15 protein-coding genes are annotated in these 18,914 nt (G+C 42.3%); 12 read left to right on the forward strand and 3 right to left on the reverse strand.

Annotated features, from left to right (window positions below):
- The first annotated feature begins 162 nt into the window (after positions 1-162).
- The 3 genes from KTE19_RS09345 to KTE19_RS09355 are packed head-to-tail and all read left to right on the forward strand — an operon-like array spanning position 163 to position 4,187.
- On the forward strand, positions 163-1,719 hold the full coding sequence (locus tag KTE19_RS09345; protein WP_217342141.1) for a glycosyltransferase: 1,557 nt from the start codon (positions 163-165) through the stop codon (positions 1,717-1,719).
- A gap of 3 nt (positions 1,720-1,722) precedes the next feature.
- Positions 1,723-3,228 carry an accessory Sec system glycosyltransferase Asp1 gene (gene asp1, locus KTE19_RS09350; RefSeq protein ID WP_249778629.1) on the forward strand — a complete coding sequence of 502 codons (1,506 nt, stop codon included), beginning with the start codon at positions 1,723-1,725 and terminating at the stop codon, positions 3,226-3,228.
- 8 nt (positions 3,229-3,236) lie between these two features.
- On the forward strand, positions 3,237-4,187 hold the full coding sequence (locus KTE19_RS09355; protein ID WP_217342142.1) for an NAD-dependent epimerase/dehydratase family protein: 951 nt from the start codon (positions 3,237-3,239) through the stop codon (positions 4,185-4,187).
- Positions 4,188-4,293: 106 nt separating this feature from the next.
- Here the strand turns inward: KTE19_RS09355 and KTE19_RS09360 are convergent, their stop codons facing one another.
- Positions 4,294-4,452, reverse strand: coding sequence for an SPJ_0845 family protein (locus tag KTE19_RS09360; protein WP_164480504.1), 159 nt, complete (start codon positions 4,450-4,452; stop codon positions 4,294-4,296).
- Positions 4,453-4,775: 323 nt separating this feature from the next.
- Between KTE19_RS09360 and KTE19_RS09365 the strand changes: the two genes are divergently transcribed.
- The 5 genes from KTE19_RS09365 to KTE19_RS09385 all read left to right on the forward strand — a co-directional run bounded on the left by KTE19_RS09365 (position 4,776) and on the right by KTE19_RS09385 (position 12,728).
- A complete protein-coding gene (locus KTE19_RS09365; RefSeq protein WP_217164750.1) occupies positions 4,776-6,245 on the forward strand; it encodes an ABC transporter substrate-binding protein/permease in 1,470 nt (489 codons plus the stop codon).
- Complete coding sequence (locus tag KTE19_RS09370; protein WP_249778631.1) at positions 6,235-6,984, forward strand: amino acid ABC transporter ATP-binding protein; 750 nt, start codon at positions 6,235-6,237, stop codon at positions 6,982-6,984. Before KTE19_RS09365 ends, KTE19_RS09370 begins: the two co-directional genes overlap by 11 nt.
- Positions 6,985-7,503: 519 nt before the next feature.
- Positions 7,504-9,336, forward strand: a complete 1,833-nt coding sequence (gene uvrC, locus KTE19_RS09375; protein ID WP_217164748.1) for an excinuclease ABC subunit UvrC — start codon at positions 7,504-7,506, stop codon at positions 9,334-9,336.
- A gap of 118 nt (positions 9,337-9,454) precedes the next feature.
- Entirely contained in the window at positions 9,455-10,759 is a 1,305-nt protein-coding gene (gene obgE, locus KTE19_RS09380) for a GTPase ObgE (protein ID WP_217342150.1), read from the forward strand.
- A gap of 34 nt (positions 10,760-10,793) precedes the next feature.
- Complete coding sequence (locus KTE19_RS09385; RefSeq protein WP_217342143.1) at positions 10,794-12,728, forward strand: acyltransferase family protein; 1,935 nt, start codon at positions 10,794-10,796, stop codon at positions 12,726-12,728.
- Positions 12,729-13,055: 327 nt separating this feature from the next.
- On the opposite strand, the gene KTE19_RS09390 is transcribed toward KTE19_RS09385, so the two are convergent.
- Positions 13,056-13,811: a hypothetical protein gene (locus tag KTE19_RS09390; protein WP_217342144.1), complete on the reverse strand. Its 756-nt coding sequence runs from the start codon at positions 13,809-13,811 to the stop codon at positions 13,056-13,058.
- An 11-nt stretch (positions 13,812-13,822) separates the two neighbouring features.
- Entirely contained in the window at positions 13,823-14,110 is a 288-nt protein-coding gene (locus tag KTE19_RS09395) for a hypothetical protein (RefSeq protein ID WP_217164741.1), read from the reverse strand.
- A 221-nt stretch (positions 14,111-14,331) separates the two neighbouring features.
- Between KTE19_RS09395 and rnz the strand changes: the two genes are divergently transcribed.
- Genes rnz through KTE19_RS09415 form a run of 4 tightly spaced genes read left to right on the forward strand, consistent with a single transcriptional unit; the run spans position 14,332 to position 18,590 of the window.
- The gene (gene rnz / locus KTE19_RS09400) at positions 14,332-15,270 is read left to right on the forward strand and encodes a ribonuclease Z (protein WP_217342145.1); all 939 of its coding nucleotides are present in this window, start codon (positions 14,332-14,334) and stop codon (positions 15,268-15,270) included.
- 22 nt (positions 15,271-15,292) lie between these two features.
- Complete coding sequence (locus KTE19_RS09405; RefSeq protein ID WP_217342146.1) at positions 15,293-15,703, forward strand: lipopolysaccharide assembly protein LapA domain-containing protein; 411 nt, start codon at positions 15,293-15,295, stop codon at positions 15,701-15,703.
- A 14-nt stretch (positions 15,704-15,717) separates the two neighbouring features.
- Positions 15,718-18,054: a single-stranded-DNA-specific exonuclease RecJ gene (gene recJ, locus KTE19_RS09410; RefSeq protein ID WP_217342147.1), complete on the forward strand. Its 2,337-nt coding sequence runs from the start codon at positions 15,718-15,720 to the stop codon at positions 18,052-18,054.
- A gap of 17 nt (positions 18,055-18,071) precedes the next feature.
- Entirely contained in the window at positions 18,072-18,590 is a 519-nt protein-coding gene (locus KTE19_RS09415; protein ID WP_054748870.1) for an adenine phosphoribosyltransferase, read from the forward strand.
- Positions 18,591-18,914 lie beyond the last annotated feature (324 nt).

Genomic DNA, 18,914 nt, shown 5'->3' on the forward strand with positions numbered 1-18,914 from the left:
TAAAAATTCCTTCCTTTTGAGAGACGATTTATTCATTATACGCTCTCTTAAAAGTTGTCTCAGGAATCAGCTTACATCCAAATATTTACTTTAACTTTTGGGGTACACCTCAGTCTCGTCTGTTTTCATACATAATTTAAAATAATGGAGGGAAATAAATTTATGTACTATTTCATTAATACGACGGTTACCATGCAACAATCAGGAGTTGGTCACGCCCAAATGAAGCGATTCGATCTTTTCAAAAAACATGGTATGCCGGTCAAAATCTTAACTACTAATTTTGACCGTTCAGTGGTTCCAGCTTTACGACATGCTGGAGTTGATAATAAGCACGCCATTAATATGTTTGATTTCTTTGGAGGAACAGAAAATGTTGAATCCAAGGATTTTGGTATCAAAGATTTGGGCCTACCAGATAATTTTGATGTCCAAAAAACTGATAATGGTCATTATGACGTTTATCGTGACAAACAGCGACTAATGCAAATTAGTATGCGAACCGATAACTCCAATAATATTGATGCGGTGACTTATTATGACTCGCTTAAACGGGTGATTGAAGTTGACTGGTGGGATCCTCGGGGTTATCGATCTTTGCAACAATTATATGATCGCCAAGGAAAAGTTCGTGCTGAACGAGTATTTAACGATAAAGGTTGTATGTTTTACGAAACCTTCCATTTTGGTAAGCAGTATGATGCAATTGATAACAGCCTTTACCGGATTCAAGGATTTAATGGTAATGACTGGGAATTTGACGGCTTCAAAAACATGGTTCGGTTCTTCTTGGACGAGTTAGTTAAGCGAGATCATGAGCATGGTGTGAATGACATCTTTGTAAGTGATGCCAGCTTGGAATTATCCTGGCCGATTTTACAGATGCATGAGAGAGCGTTCAAGACGATGCAGCTTCACAGTAACCATACGAACGATCCCGTGGAAACTCAACACTCTGGTCTCAACTATAACTATGAGTATGCTTTAAATAATTTCACTAAGTGGCAAGGGATGATTGCGCCGACTGCTACTCAAGCTCACAATGTTGAGCGGTGCTTCGGTGACAAGCCGAGGACGTATGTCATTCCTGTTGGTGTTGTTCCAGATGAATTGATGCGCAAGCCAAAACAAGATTTTAGCAAGCGAGAAAAAGGCAAAATTGTTATGATTGCGCGGCTTTCACATGAAAAGCGAATTGACCATGCTATCAAAGCAGTGGCTCAAGTGGTCAAAAAAGTGCCGGGAGTAACCCTGGATATTTATGGCTATGCAAATGACAAGTCTGGGGATAATGCCAAAAAGTTGGTTAATGATCTCAATTTAAAGAAAGTTGTTTCGTTCAAAGGCTACACTCAAAATATTAGTGCCGTATATGACAATGCTCAGCTTTCAATTCTAACCAGTACAGCTGAAGGTTTGCCATTATCGTTAATTGAAGCCCAGTCGCACGGGGTACCACTTGTTTCCTATGATATTAATTATGGTCCTCGAGACATCATTAATGATGGCAAGGACGGGCTACTCGTTAAGCCTGGCGACATCGATGCAATGGCCGAGGCAATTATTAAGTTAATGAGTAATGATCAGTTGCGTGAACAATTTAGCGACCAAGCTTACGAATCCCGTCATAAGTATTCTGAGGATAATGTCTGGAAACAATGGTTGATTATGGATACAGATGCTCAGAAATACTTTGAAACAGTTAAGGAGGGCCAATAAGCAATGTATTACTTTGTAAACGAATATTTATACCCAATGAACTCGGGAATTGAACACGCTGAATTTAAACGGCTTAGTTTGTTTAAGAGCATGGGGGTTCCGGCCAAATTAGTGACTCGTGAATATGCTCCTCAACTGCATCGGATAATGGAAAAGTTTGGGTTGAAGTCCGATGATGTCATCAACATGTTTGACTTCTTTCAAGGGGCCGTTAATCGCGAAACAAAAAAGGCCTTGATTAAGGATGCTCATATCAATCCAACCTACGAGATTGATCCAGATCCTTCCATTAGTAAGGTATATCGAGCCAACCTACTGAATAACCGGGTTATCTTTATGGGTGGGACGTTTGGCCAACTTGATACCCGAGAATATTTTGATAAGTATCAAAATTTTATCAAGGCAGAAATGTGGGATTGGCGCGGATTTAAATCGTCCGTTAAGTATTATGATGCTGATCGCAAAGTCATTCGTGACGAATATTTGGATGTCGACGGCAACGTTGTCATCGAGGCGTCATATGGTGGTGAGGGTACAACTCAAGCTGACATGACGTTTATCAAGCTGGTTAATTACAAAGGTCAGGATTATTTCTTCGGCAACATTGACGAGCTTTATGCATTTTTCTTGAATGAGCTTGATAAGAGTGAGACACCCGGACAAAATACCTTCATCGCCGATCGTCCGTTGACGACATACAAGCTGGTGATGAATATCAATAGTCGTTCACGTGAGTACATCTTCATGCCAATGATCCAAACTGACCAGAAGTATTCGCTGGCGTTGGGACAACTGAATGACATTTATACCTACGCATTCGATAAAAATAATATTGAAAAGTTGAGTGGAATCATCGTGGCCACTAAGGAGCAACAGGAAGATGTGACCGAACATATCAAGAAGAAAATTGGGGCGGACATTCCTGTATTAGCATTACCAGCTGCAACGGTTGACGGCGTTCAAAAGCCCACTACCGACAAGCAGAACCAGATCATTTTCGTTGGGCGGCTTGGTAATGATAAAGGCATTATTCGAATGATTGAGACCTTCAAAGAAATTCATAATCATGAAAGTGACATGAAATTTTTGGTTTATGGTTATGGGCCAGCTGAAAAGGATGCCAAGCAAAAGGCTAAAGACCTTGGGATTGATGACGTGGTTGAATTTAAAGGTTACCAGATTGATTTGGCCGACGCTTATTCCGCCTCTAAGCTATTTATCACCCCAACTCCGGTTGATATTGAGCCTTTGGCTTTGACAGAAGCTGCCAGCTACGGTTTACCACTGGTTGCCTTTAATATTGCCTATGGGCCAAGTGAAATCATCCGGGATGGTTGGAATGGGCTCCTATTCAAAGATGGAGAAACTAAAGAAATGGCCGAAGGAATTGTCGCTTTACTGCGAGACCACGATCGAATGGCTGAATATTCTGAGAATGCTAAGAAGACCGCTGAGAAGTTCAGCAACGCCGAGGTTGCCAAGGACTGGCAACAAGCAGTCATCAAGTAGAGAGAAGTGTGAAATGTTTGGCTGATAATATTTTAGTGACCGGGGGAGCTGGATTTATTGGCTCAACTTTAGTGCGTGACTTGATTGAGAAGGGTAATACCGTAACCGTGGTCGATGATTTGTCGATGGGACGGTTATCGAACCTACCTGAATCTGATCAGCTGACCTTCGATCAAAAGTCGATTATCGACCGGAAGTTCATGGATGAATTATTGATGAAACATCAATTTGATTATATTTATCTTTTAGCCGCTGTTGCCAGTGTTGCTGATACAATTGAACGACCTGAAGTGACTCACCAAATTAATCAAGATGCCAATTTATGGATTATGGAGACCTTGAGGAGAAATCAATTACGACCCAAAAAGGTTATCTTCACATCTTCCGCGGCGGTTTATGGCGATGATCCAGAGCAACCCAAAAGTGAGCACTCACGAATTGTGCCGTTATCACCATACGCCATTGACAAATTCGCTTCTGAGCGGTTTGTGATTGATTATGGCAGATTGTACGGACTAAACACGGCAGCCACGAGGTTCTTTAACGTGTATGGGCCCAGGCAAAATCCTAGTTCGCCATACTCAGGCGTATTGTCGTTGATTACTCAGCGGTTGCAAGACGGTCAGCTATTTACGCTATTTGGGGATGGGACCCAGTCACGAGATTTTGTCTATGTAGGCGATGTTGTTTCGGCATTACAACTAATTGCCGATACCCCAGACTCAAATGGTCAAGTGTACAACGTGGCAACGGGTCGTTCTGTTTCATTAATAGAAACCATTCGGATTTTTGAGAAAATTTCGGGCGATAAACTAAAAATTGAATTTGCTGAACAACGCTTAGGTGATATTAAACGGTCAGAAGCAGATATCAGCAAGTTACAGGGTTTGGGATTTGAACCAAAGTTTGATTTGGAGACAGGACTGCGTAGATATTGGGAATTTAATCAGAATCATTAGCGCGAATGGCCGGAAACAGTTGTGAATAGTTTCCGGCTTTTTTAGACACAAAAAAGCCCACACCATTTCGGCATGGGATACATCGCATCATCTTTAAGCGACCAGATTACTTCTTATCTGGTCGTTTTTCATTTTTCTTTTTCTTGTCCTTATCCTTTTTGTCATGGCCTAAGAACTTGTCACGTTTATTATCGTTTGGATCCATTTCAGCGAACTTACCGAACATTGCGTCTAAGTCGTTTTGTCGATTGACTTTAAGTGACATTGAGTTCATCTCCTTATTCCTGTTACCACATTATAATAGCAAAATTTCCAGGCAATGTCATGCGTTCCAACTGCAAATTGGACATCCTTGATCATTTTGAATGAGATATGTATAAAAATGACTAATTTCAATTTTATATTGCATAAACAAAGAAATTGGTGTAACCTTGTTGTTATTATAAATTAGGACAGCGGCGCAAAGCAGGGATCTACACTTAAGCACCTCGATCAAAAATTCCAAACTCGGGAATTTCCGCTCAAGGAGGCCTACGCTCCGATCCCTATGCACTTTGCTCTGCTCACTTTTTGAGAGAAGGAAAATTAATGAAGAAGAGCGTTAAGGCAATTATTCAAGTCATTATGATGATCACTGCGTTGTTTACTTTTACTGCATGGCAAGCAAGCAGTGCATCAGCAGCGGATAACTCGTTGCAACGGGTTAAGCAGCGAGGCGAGCTGATTATGGTTACCAGTCCGGATTACCCACCTTATGAGTTTCAAGTGAATAAAGGTGGTAAGAGTCGAATTGTCGGGATGGATATTGATGTGGCGAAGAAGGTTGCCAAAGATCTCCACGTTAAATTGGTGATCAAAAGTATGAATTTCGATTCTTTGCTGGTTGCCATTCAAACGGGTAAGGCCGATATGGCAATTGGCGGCATTAATCCAACGGCGACCCGGCGCCAAAGTGTTGACTTCTCCAAAATTTATTACTCAGGTGGTCAAAGCTTCTTGATCAATTCAAGTGATGTTAACAAATATAAGAGTGTTAAGAATTTAAAAGGGGCGACAATTGGTGCGCAAACCGGAACTTTACAGTATGGATTAGCGAAAAAGAAAATCCCTAATTCAACCGTTAAAGGGATGGATAAATCAACTGATTTGGTTTTAGCATTAAAGACCCACAAAATTGATGCATTAGGAATTGAAAAGCCAAGTGCTGAAGCTTACGTTAAGAATGACCCAAGCTTGAAGATGATTCCTTCTGGTTATCATTTGAATAAAAACGAAGTTGGAGCCGCCATTGCTTTTAAGAAAGGTTCCAACAGCTTGGTCAACGCAGTTAATAAGAGTGTCGATCAGATTAAGCAGCAGCATTTGACCGATCAATACCTTGCTAGTGCTGGTAAGTACATGAAGGTTAACACAGTTAATACGTCAATGTGGCATTATTGGACTTACTTTGCCAAAGGGGTTGAGTTCACAATCCTGATTTCGATTGTTGCCACATTCTTCGGAGTTTTGATCGGGGTTATCTTAGCACTCATGCGTTTCAGCAAGCAAAAGTGGATTCGCGGCTTGGCAATTAGTTACACCGAATTTATCCGAGGAACGCCTTTGATGGTTCAAGTCATGTTCGTTTACTTTGGAATTGGGGTGGTTGTCAATATTCCAGCGCTCATTTCAGGGATGATTGCCGTTTCACTGAATAGTGGGGCGTACGTTGCTGAAATTATCCGTGGGGGTATTAATTCAGTTGCCAAGGGCCAAACGGAAGCTGCTGAAAGCTTAGGGCTCTCTAAGAGCGATATGATGCGGTTTGTTATTTTGCCGCAAGCGTTTAAGAATATCTGGCCAGCACTTGGCAACGAATTTATTTCATTGATCAAGGAAAGTTCAATTGTTTCTATCATTGGGGTTACCGATTTGATTTACCAGTTGAATATCGTCCGTGCTGATACGTATCGAGGCGTAATCCCGATTTTCGTTGCGATGGTCTTATACTTCATCATGACGTTTGCGTTGACGAGATTGCTGAACCATTACGAAGGGAAGATGAAACATGCAGGATAAAAAAATTCTTGAGGTAAACCATCTTAGCAAAAAATTTGGACAAACGGATGTGCTAAAAGACATCGACGGCACCGTTAAATCCGGACAGGTAATTTGTGTGATTGGTCCTTCCGGGGCTGGTAAAAGCACATTCTTGCGCTGCTTGAACTTGCTTGAAAAGCCGACAAGCGGTGAGGTTAATTTTGAAGGCACTGATTTAACTCACGTTGATGATAAGCATCTGGTTAACCTCCGTGAACGGATGGGCATGGTGTTCCAAAGCTTCAACTTATTTCCGAATATGACGGTTTTAGAAAACTTGAAGTTAGCCCCAGTTCGAGTGAAGCATCTATCAGATGAAGAAGCTGAGAAAACGGCTATGCATTTATTGGGACTAGTTGGTTTGGAAGAGAAAGCTCATGTCTATCCAAGCAGCCTGTCAGGTGGTCAACAACAAAGGGTGGCAATTGCCAGGGCTTTGGCAATGAACCCAGAAGTCATGTTATTTGATGAGCCAACCAGTGCATTGGACCCGGAAATGGTCGGTGAAGTATTGGAAGTCATGCAAAAGCTGGCTAACGAAGGGATGACGATGGTTGTCGTAACCCACGAAATGGGATTCGCCAAGGAAGTAGCCGATGAAGTTTGGTTCATGGCGGATGGCTACATCTTGGAAAAAGGTAAGCCTGAAGAATTGTTTGATAACCCACAGAATGAACGGGCAAAGGATTTTATAGGAAAGATTATTCAAAATGTGTAGAGTGCGAAAAGCAACGGTTTGACGCGGTTGTCTAAGAGCCCTTCACCTAAAAGCATGGTTTTTGCTTTTAGGTGAAGGGCTCTTAGACAGTTAGCGTCAGTTGCTTTGAGCACGTTTCAACTATGTAGCAGGGAACCTGGAAATCATGGTTTTAGATTTCCAGGTTGAAGCTCTTATATATTAAGCGACAGCTGGTCGAGGCACGTTTCAACAATGTGGTAGGGAACGAAAGCATGGTTTTGCTTTTAGTTGAGGGCCTCTTAGACAGTTAGCGTCAGTTGCTTTTGAGCACGTTTCCACTATGTAACAAGCAAGGAAAATCATGGTTTTAGATTTTCACGTGGAAGCTGTTATATATTAAGCGACAGCTTAGCGGAACAACTTTAACCAAGTGGCGGCGGTGCCCTTTAATCAATCATTGTCATATACAACTATTTTCATCAAAAAGCTGCTTTCATTGAACAGAACATATATTCGAGTTATAATTTTAGGGTGAATATTTTGAAAGGGGTGAACTTTGTGGCGAGTGAATATTTGGAACATAAATTGTCACTGTTGCCGGACTTGCCGGGATGTTATCTGATGAAGGACATTAATGGCAAGATTATTTATGTCGGCAAAGCCAAAAACCTCAAGAACCGGGTTCGCTCGTATTTTAAGAGCAGCCATGAAGGGAAAACTGCCCGGTTAGTGTCAGAAATCGCTGACTTTGAATATATTATTGTTTCGAGTGACAAAGAGGCATTTTTGCTTGAAATCACCTTGATTCAGAAGCATCGGCCGTACTTCAACATTAAATTAAAACAGGGGAATAATGGGTACCCCTACATTAAGATTACCAATGAACGCGATCCGCAAATTAAAATTGTCAACTCCTTGCTCAAGGACGGCGGCTATTATTTTGGCCCATATCCCAATGTATATGCAGCTGAAGAGACGGTTAATTTTTTGCAGAAGGTTTACCCATTGCGAAGATGTAATGGCTTTCAAAATCGTCCCTGTCTCTACTATCATATGGGGCAATGTTTGGGTGCTTGTTTTAAAGTTGTCCCTGAAGAGAAATATGCCAAGCAAATTAAACGGATCAAGTCGTTTTTGAATGGTAACGTTGCGCATGCAAAACAAATGTTAACCGCAAGGATGGAGAAAGCGGCTGATAACATGGAGTACGAGCGGGCTGCTGAAATTCGCGACTTGATTAAATACATTGAAATCACGGTTGAGAAACAAAAGATCATTTCAAACGACAATACGCCCCGCGATATCTTCAATTACTATATGGACAAGGGGTGGTTGTCGATTCAGGTATTCTTCATTCGTCAGTCTCGATTGATGAAACGAGAAAAACGATTGTTTCCAATTATTGATGATCCTGAAGAGGAAATGGTTAGTTTTATTTCTCAATTTTACAAACAGAAGAATCAAATTCTGCCCAAGGAGATTCTGGTGCCTAAATCATTGCCAGCTGATGTGATTAGTCACGTTGTCGAAGATGTGCCAGTCAGGACGCCACAGCGAGGCCAGAAACGCGATTTGCTTGAGATGGCGGGGAAGAATGCCCAGTTGGTCTTAGAGGAGAAGTTCCGCTTGTTAGAGCTGGATGAGAGTAAGACCACTGGTGCTATGAAGGAACTCACCGATGCCATGGGAATCGCACCTGGTCACAAGATTGAGGCGTTTGATCATTCCCATATTCAAGGAGCAGATCTGGTTTCTGCAATGGTCGTTTTTGTGGATGGTCAACCAAATAAGAATCTGTATCGGAAATATAAACTAAAAACAGTGGATCATGCTGACGAAGCGGCCAGCACGAAAGAAGTTATTCGGCGTCGATATTCAAGATTATTGAAAGAACACGCCGAGATGCCTGACCTTATTTTGATGGATGGCGGAACCATTCAGATGAATGCGGTCAAAGATGTGCTGGTCAATGAGCTGGATCTGCACATTCCCGTTGGCGGAATGGTTAAGAATGAGCATCACCAAACGGCAGATTTACTGTTCGGTGATGCTGATACCCCATTGAAGTTGGATCCAAAGAGTCAGGGGTTCTACTTGCTTCAACGAATCCAAGATGAAGTTCACAGGTTTGCGATTACTTACCATCGAAAAGTGCATACCAAGAATTCACTGAGTTCTCGATTGGATGCAATTGCTGGTGTCGGGCCAAAGACACGCAACAAGCTTCTACGAAAATTTGGATCGCTCAAACGAATTTCTGCGGCATCACTTGATGATATTCGGTCGTTGGGAATATCAGAAACCACAGCGCAAACTATCAAGTTTTCATTGAGTAAAATTGAGGAAGAACGCAAAGTCACTAATTACCAAGATAAAAAATTAACGCATTAATTAATAATAATTGATTCAGTTTTCCAGATACCTTTGACCTAGCACGTTAAAGTCGGTATACTGCATAAGTATCTAAATGGTAATTCGAATTGTAAAGGTTAAATTAAGTGGTGAAAACATGTTTGTTGATCAAGTTAAAGTAGATGTTAAGGCCGGAAACGGTGGCAATGGGATGGTCGCCTTCCGACGTGAAAAGTATGTTCCAAATGGCGGTCCAGCCGGCGGTGATGGTGGCCGTGGCGGAAACGTTGTTTTTAAAGTGGATTCAGGAATGAACACCCTGATGGACTTCCGGTACCACCGAAAGTTTAAGGCTAAGAATGGCGGCGGTGGTGCCAATAAATCGATGACTGGTCGAAGTGCCGATGATTTAGTGATTCCAGTTCCAGAGGGGACAACTGTCACTAACGCGGAAACTGGACAAGTCATTGGTGATTTGACTAAGCCCGGTCAAGAACTCATCGTTGCTAAAGCTGGTCGTGGTGGGCGCGGGAATATTCATTTCGCCAGCCCAACTAATCCAGCCCCTGAAATCGCTGAGAATGGTGAACCAGGTGAAGAGGTTCCACTGCAGCTTGAACTAAAAGTTCTTGCTGATGTTGGTTTGGTTGGTTTTCCATCGGCAGGGAAGTCAACGTTATTGTCAGTGATTACCTCTGCCAAGCCCAAGATTGCCGGCTATCATTTCACAACCTTGGTGCCTAATTTGGGGATGGTTCGTTTAGATGATGGACGGGACTTTGCGGTTGCCGATTTGCCTGGACTAGTCGAAGGGGCTTCAAATGGCGTTGGCCTTGGTTTCCAATTTCTCCGCCATGTTGAGCGGACGCGGGTAATCCTTCATTTGGTTGATATGTCTGGTGTCGAAGGCAGAGATCCCTATGAGGATTTTGTTGCGATTAACAAAGAGTTGACCCAGTATGATCCTAAGATTTTAAAACGACCGCAGATTGTCGTCGCAACCAAGATGGATTTGCCTGATTCTCAAGAGAATTTGGTTGATTTTAAGCAAAAGTTGGCGGAAAGCTCGTCTGATCATGATCAGATTCCCGAGGTGTTACCAATTTCTTCGGTTACCCATACCGGATTGACTGAGCTAATCAGGAAGACTGCTGATTTATTGGATCAGTCGAATGCTGCAGACTTGGATCAACCAGTTGATGCTACTAAGGAATATGATTACAAAGCCGATCAATCCAGTGACTTTAATATTTCTTATGATAAAGAATCCGAATCATGGGTCATCAGCGGTGATAAAATTGAGAAGCTGTTTAAGATGACAGATACCGCTCATGACCAAAGCATGTTGAGATTTGCCCGTCAGATGCACGGTATGGGAATTGATGATGCATTGCGAAAAGCTGGGGCTAAAGATGGCGACACCGTTAGCATTCTAGGCTTCTCGTTTACCTACGTTGAATAATCATTTAATCAAAGACAAGACAGGGAAGATTTCGATGCAACAAGCGCAAACACAAAAAAAGGGAAAAAGGCTTAAAAACAGCCGCTACATTTCCGGATTTGATGGAATCCGGGCATTAGCCGTTGTGGGAGTTATCATTTACCATCTCTTGCCATACAAGATGCAAGGTGGTTATCTAGGGGTGCCAATCTTTTTTGTTGTCTCTGGGTATTTAATCACGGACTTGTTGCTCCAAGAATGGGAACAGAATGGCAGGATTGATTTTTGGGGATTTTATGCAAGGCGTCTAAAACGTTTGTACCCCGCGCTTGTATTTATGCTGGTGGGAACCGGCACATACATAACTCTTTTTCAACGGTCATTACTAACTAATTTACGTTCAATTATTACAACCAACATGCTTTATTTATATAACTGGTGGGAAGTTGGTCATGGACAAAGCTATTTTGACAGGTTTAATGGTGAATCACCATTTACCCACTTATGGTCACTATCAATCGAGGGTCAATATTATTTGATTTGGCCGCTCATATTAATTGCGTTGGTGCTCATTATCAGAAAACGCCGAACGATTGCGTGGGTCTTATTTGGCTTTGCTGTTTTTTCGGCTGTACTAATGGGGGTTCTCTACACTGGGCCCAATACTTTAAATCGGGTCTATTACGGAACTGACACCCGGATGTTCACAATTATTTTTGGTGCCATGCTCGCTGTTGTTTGGCCGTCGACTCACTTACGAAAGAACGTCAATTCGCGATCGCGTTGGACGCTGAACATCATCGGGATCGTTGCGTTTACAGTAATGGTTTACCTGTATTTTGAGTTGGCTGGCCAGAATACGTTCACCTATCGCGGTGGAATGTTCCTGATGGCAATTGCCTCAACGGCTTTGATAGCTGCCTGTGCCCATCCGGGGTCAGACGTTAACCGTTGGCTGACTAATCCGGTATTTTCATGGATTGGGACTAGAAGCTATGGCATTTATCTTTATCAATTTCCAGTAATGATTTTTTACGAAATGCGGGTTAACGACATCGCGGCCCATCCTTTGATGCATGCGACCATTGAGATTGTTTTAATCATGATTATCAGTGAATTGTCGTACCGTTACATTGAAGCGCCACTGCGTCATTACCGTTATCGGAATTTGGGCAGATCGATTTATGAATTTTTCCAGCGAGATTCTACTTATGGGTTGAAACGATTATGGCTGATTCCAGCCCTTATCCTGATTGGCATCTCAGTCTATGGGAGTGCAATTGCGCCGACTAAAGATGCCAAGAATGTCTTGCAAGAAAATATTCTGCAAAATCAGAGCAGCGCAAGTGTCCATAATAAAAAAGCCTTGGCAAAACAGAAGCAGGCCAAGAAAGTTGCTGATAATAAGAAACGAATGAAGAAGCTTCTCAAGAAAAAGTTAACGCCAACTCAGTATCGAACTGCTAAGAAATATGGGTTAACAAAACGGGAGTATTTAACCGTTCATCAACAACCGCTCACTGCAATTGGTGATTCAATCATGGCTGATAACAGTAAGGACTTGCAGACAGTATTCCATCAAGCTTACGTTTCGGCGGCAGTTGGTCGCCAGATTTGGCAGGCTGGGGATGTTTTGAAGGCCCTTAAGAAGAAAGGCGAGTTAGCACCGAATGTATTGGTAAACTTGGGGACCAATTCGCCAATGACACCAGCCCAAATTGATAGTGTCGTGAAGGCGATTGGTAAAGGTCACAAGATCTTCTGGGTCAATTGTCACGTGCCAACCAGAAATTGGGAAACAGAAGTGAACCGGACGATCCAAGGAGCTTCCAAGAAGTATGCCAATTTCTACGTGATTAACTGGCATAAGTATAGTTATAACCGCAATGATTGGTTCTGGAGCGATAATGTCCATCCAAATCCGCGCGGAAATGTTCACTATACGAGATTAGTTGCTCAGGAAATGAGTCAACATTTGAGTATTAAATAGCAGAGTGGGAAATAATCCCATCAGTTTCAGAATAAGCCAATCATCCAGACATTCAGGCTTTGAATGTTTGAAGGATTGGCTTATATTTTGGAAACGATTATAGGAAACACGATTGATCGATATTAGGATTGAAAATTCTAACAAGTGAGGAGCAATGATGTAGCGTTCCAACCTCATTTTTGGTTGGTAAGGTGAAAATGACCGATGAATGTCAAAAGGATTCCCATTAGACTAAAAGCCAATTAGATCTCAACAACTAAAAAGGATTGACTCCCAAGATTTAATCAGCTGCAGTCAGTCACCTTATTTAAAGCCAAAGTTATTGAACTAATCCAGTTTGACAATGAGCTTGCGATTTGGACTATCTGAAATCTTTTTACCATGTGTATCAAATAGTGAGCCAAAATTAATAAACAGTTTCTTGGCCGGCTTTGATTGATAGTCATACAGGTAGCCGTTCATGACGAAGGTTGCAGACTCATTGGCTGGAATTTTGTTACCAGCCGAAGAATCTGACAATTGATCAGCAGTTGTCATGGTTTGACCGGCGTCTGTTTTGACTGATTGAACCCCATTCAGGGCAATCGTGGTGTTGTGTTTATTAGTAACCGTGTAATTGAGCACAAACGTGAAGTAAGTGTCAGGAATATTGCTGATGTTTAATACCTGTTCAGCAGCCGTTTTCGCTTCTGAGGTTTTGGCCGTATTCTTCAAGACTCTCACTTTATTGACTTTATAACTCACATTGCCTGCCGAGAGCACAGCGGCATTTGTTGCAATCTTGGTCAACGTTTGTTCGGTTCCAAAACGATCGTAGGAAAACTGACTGGGACTGGTTAAGTTACCGTCTTTAACGTAATTTTTGCTATCAGCGACTTTTTTAGGCACCTTGTACTGATAATCACTGAGACTTTTAGTTGCATGGGCTTTTTTGGTTGAAGAAGCAGTTGAACTGCTATTTTGCATATTGGCACTCAATGCAGCCTTTTGATTTGATTGATTTTTATGATTCTGACTGCTGCAGCCAGCAAGACCAACGGCTAAGACTGCAGATAAAATTAGAATAAATCGCTGTTTTTTCATATTCAATACCTCTAATAGAAAACAATTGATTTGTTGACAATTCTAAACCCAAATACCAATTGATGGTTATCTAACGTTCTTAAATCCATTTTTGAATCCAAATGGCTCGTTCTCGTGATAAATTGATCTAATGTTATTGTAGCAAATCCTAGGTGAGATGGGTCATTTGTGTCAAGTAATAAGGAATTCTTGTCAATTGTTAATTGTTTGATTGGTTCGTAATGTTGCCCCTTGGCGATTAAAAGAATCAGCTTGGGGTTGAGCGTGCTGCTGGCACGGTAGAATTCATCTAAGTTCACGGTTTCTTCCTGCCTTCCTGATTAGTATTTTACCCGATTTATGATACAATTGAAAAGTGATTTTAAAGAGTGAGCGGGTTCGAGCAGGTCATAATTGGCGTGCAGGCTGCCATTGGGAGAAGTTTTGATTTTCGCTTTGAAAGATGGTCTTTGGGGATTCACGACCTGACTTGTCTCTCACTTCAACCAATCGATTTTAAAAATTAAGGAAACGATAAATAATGCAGATTGAATTTTTAGGTACTGGAGCAGGATCTCCAGGTAAGTTTCGAAATGTTTCAAGTTTAGCGCTGAGATTATTAGATGAAATCAACTCAGTGTGGTTGTTTGACGTCGGTGAAGGGACCCAGCATCAAATCCTTCGCTCGACCATTCGGCCACGAAAGGTCGATAAAATTTTTATTACTCATCTACATGGTGACCATATTTTTGGATTGCCAGGTTTTTTAAGTAGTCGATCATTTCAGGGCGGAAATGGGCCCTTGGACATTTATGGACCCAAGGGGATTAAGGAGTACGTGAATGTGAGCCTGCGAATTTCAGAAAGTCGCCTGGCGTATCATATTACTTTCCATGAATTGCCTAAAGATACCGATGGGCTTATTTTTGAAGATAACAAGTTCTCCGTGTACGCAGCACCCCTGGAACATCGAATTACCAGCTTTGGTTATCGCGTAGTTGAACATGATCATCCGGGTGAATTGATGGTGGACAAGCTATCAGCATTGGGAATTCCGTCGGGGCCCGTGTATGGTCGGCTCAAAAAGGGTGAAGTTGTGACCCTTGACGACGGCCGCACGTTTGACGGCAAAGAAATGATTGGGCGCGCACAACCTGGCCGCATTGTGACCATTATTGGTGACACCAGGAAAACGGCCAATGCTGAAAGGTTAGCTCAAAACGCCAATGCATTGGTTCATGAAAGTACCTTTGGCAAGGGTGAGAATAAGCTTGCCAAAAGTTATTATCATTCCACCAATACTCAGGCCGCCCAAATTGCTAAGCAGGCACATGCTAAGATGCTATTATTGAATCACATCTCAGCTCGTTATACTGGAAAGATGGCTCATGAACTAGAGAAACAAGCCCAAACGATCTTCCCAAATACCAAAGTTGTCAAAGATTTTGATGTGGTGGATATTCCGTTTATCAAAGATTAACAATGTGAATGGGGGAGTTACAATGAAAAAACAAATCACAACAATTGTGAGCATCATTTTAATTATCATAATTGCTCTTTTTGCGTTAATTAATTTTGAATCGGTTGATGTGAACTTTGGCTTTGCATCCATTCGGGTACCGTTAGTGTTATTGATTTTAATTTCAGTTCTAGTGGGCGCGTTAATTATCTTCCTGTTGTCCTCGATTTTGAATGTCCGTAAGAATCGAGCTTATCGAGAATTGGAGAGCCAGAGCCAGCAAAAACAAGACGAGTTGACAGATCAAATCAAAGCGCTGCAAGCGAGTTTGAAAGCACTAGAAACGCGGCTAAAGAATTCCTATGGCAAACAGGAACTTGGGGCCAAAGATCAGCAGATTACAAACTTAGAAGATGAAATTACGAAGTTGTCAGACAAATTGTCACAAAAGTAAGGTAGCGTGTTTGAATGATTGAATCGAAGTATAATTGGCAAATGAATCAGATAGACGATCCACAAGCTGTTGGGAAGCTAGCAAAGGAAGCAAATGTTGATGAGACAATTGCCAAATTGTTGTTACAGCGCGGAATTGATTCCCCAGATCAGGCAACCAATTTTTTGAAACCATCGACTGCCAGTTTTCACGATCCTTATTTGATGCATGATATGAAAAAAGGGGTTGCCAGAATTCAACAGGCCGTTGAGAGCGGAGAACAGATTACCGTCTACGGTGATTACGATGCCGATGGAATTACCAGTACCACGATTATGTATGAAGTGTTAACTGATTTGGGTGCAACCGTTGATTATTATATTACCAACCGTTTTTCAGAAGGCTATGGGCCAAACGTTGAAGCTTATCGACAGATCATTGCCAAGGGAACCAGCTTGATCATCACTGTTGATAATGGGGTGGCTGGCAATGACGCGATTGCGGTGGCTAATGAGTTGCACTGTGACGTGGTCGTGTCGGATCATCATTCGTTGCCGGAGGTGTTGCCAGATGCTTACGCAATTATTCATCCGCGAATAAAGGATGTGGATGGGAAAGCCTATCCCTTTGGTGATTTGTGTGGGGCCGGCGTAGCGCTGAAAATTGCCTCTGCCCTTTTGGATGAGTTGCCAACTGATTTGATTGATATTGCCTCGATTGGGACAGTGGCTGATATTGTGTCGTTAACTGATGAAAATCGGGCGATCGTTAAATTTGGAATTCAGGCAATTAAGAACAGCCAGCGTCCAGGATTATTGGCCTTGATCAAAGCGGCGGGGATCCAACTTGATCGTTTTGATGAGCAGGACATTGGTTTTGCCATCGCGCCTCGGCTTAACTCCTTGGGCAGAATGAAGGATGCGACTATCGGAGTTGAACTGCTGGCCACTTTTGACGAGGACCGGGCAGCTGAACTGGCTAAATTTGCCAATCATCAAAACGATCTCCGAAAATCATTGGTGGATCAATTTTACAAGCAGGCAGTGGACCAAGTCGAAGCTGATGGTGTAGCTAACAAATCAACATTGGTAGTCGTTGGTGATAATTGGCATCAAGGCGTTTTGGGCATTGTCGCTAGTCGGTTGGTTGAGAAGTATCAACGACCAACCCTTGTGTTGACAACCCAGGATGGATCAGACGACGCCAAAGGTTCTGGCCGGAGTATCGATAATTTTGATCTTTTCGCGGCGATTGATCCGATTCGTGACCAACTTGTTGCCTTTGGTGGACACCACTCTGCAGTTGGTTTAACTGTTAATAAACAAAACATTCAGTCTCTACGTGACCAGCTTGAAAAGGCAGCTGCTGAACAGCAGTTGGACTTGTCAATTAAGCCAAAGCTTGAGATTGCCGCTAAAATTGGGGTAAATCGGATTACCTCAGAGTTTGTTGATAAGCTAAAGGTCTTGGCCCCATTTGGTCAAGATAATCCTAAACCGATCTTTGACGTTCAATATGATCAGGTTCAAAATATCAAAACGATGGGGAAAGCCTCTGATCACCTGAAGTTTACGCTTGATCAGGGGAATAGCCAGTTGACCGCCATTGCATTTGGCAAAGGGACGTTGGCTCCCCAGATTCAAGCTGGCTCCAATAGTTTGCGCGTAGCAGGTCAGATTGGTGAAAACACTTGGAACAACCGAACCACCTTGCAATTGATGGTGGATGATCTCAACCAAGCAGCTGCGCCAGTGATTGACGAACGAACTCGGGTCCTCCATGAGCAAATGTTTGTGGAGAGCGGGACCTATGTTTTCTTTCACGAGAGAAACTTGGCTCAGCTGAAGGGCTATTTCAATGGTGATGCCAAAGCCGTGATGTATGACCAGTTGATCAATGGCAATCGGAGCGATACGGAGGACAGCCAGCTATTTATTGTGGATTGCCCAGACGTGATTGAAGATCTTACCAAGGTTATCGAAAGTTGCCGACCAACAACGACCGTTCTTTATTTGTATAAAAAACAATTAGTTTCAAAAATAGGGATGCCAGATCGGAATTCTTATGCTAAACTATTTAAGTTCATAAGAGAGAATCCGAATATTAATATTGCGACTCAATTGAAGCATTTGTCGGAGCATCTGCACATTGCTGCTCGAACAATCGTATTTATGGTTCAGGTCTTTTTAGAGCTGGACTTCATCACAATAAATGACAGAGTTATCAATCTTAACCCGCATTACGCGGCTCACGATCTCAAATCTGCCCCAAGTTACCGTCTCAGGGAAGAACAGTTGAAGACTGAAAAGCAACTGCTAGTGTCTGACACGCACAAATTGGTTAAGTTTATTAAGGATTGTTTGGACAGCTGATGAAAGGAAGAATTACTATGTCGATCGATTTTTCAAAGTACATTGCGTCATATCCAGACTTTCCAGAACCTGGTATCTTATTTCGAGATATCTCACCACTTCTTGAAGATGGAGAGGCTTATCGCGCTGCGACGGACCAAATTGTTCAATTTGCCAAGGAACGCAACGTTGAAATGATTGTGGGACCGGAAGCACGGGGCTTTATCGTAGGCTGCCCGGTTGCCTATAAGCTTGGGGTCGGTTTTTCACCAGCTCGTAAGAAGAATAAGCTTCCAGGCGAAACCATCGAGGCTAGCTATGGCTTGGAATATGGGAAAGCATCCTTGTATCTTAGAACAAATGCCATTAAGCCTGGACAGCGGGTTTTGGTTACTGATGACTTGCTGGCTACCGGTGGTACGATTGATGCAACCATCCGTTTAGTTGAACGATTAGGCGGAATTGTTGTAGGGACAGCATTCTTGATTGAATTGTCCGATTTAAAGGGCAGAGAAAAAGTTAAGGATTATGATTTCTTTACACTATTAACTTACTAATATTGATGATCCTCTTCGTTGGCCAACTGCTGATGGAGAGGATTTTTACGATTTATCTAATTTGTGTTGCTAGTACTGGAGGTGGGGATTGTTATGACGCGTCCTTAAGAGGTAGTGGATTTTTGATTCAATGCGTCTGTTAGTTCCGGCATTCACTGCATTGTAATCGACGATGGATGAATGGACAATAAAAAGACAGAAACGCTGTAGTTTCAATGATTACAACGCTTCTGTCTTGAGTTATTTTGGGTCTAAACTTTCTGGTATTGATGGAAATCATCAATGCCAGTTTTTTTATCCAGAATAAATGGGACATCACTGTCC

The organism is Lentilactobacillus dabitei, from assembly GCF_019061365.1.
In the GTDB taxonomy this organism is placed as follows: domain Bacteria; phylum Bacillota; class Bacilli; order Lactobacillales; family Lactobacillaceae; genus Lentilactobacillus; species Lentilactobacillus dabitei.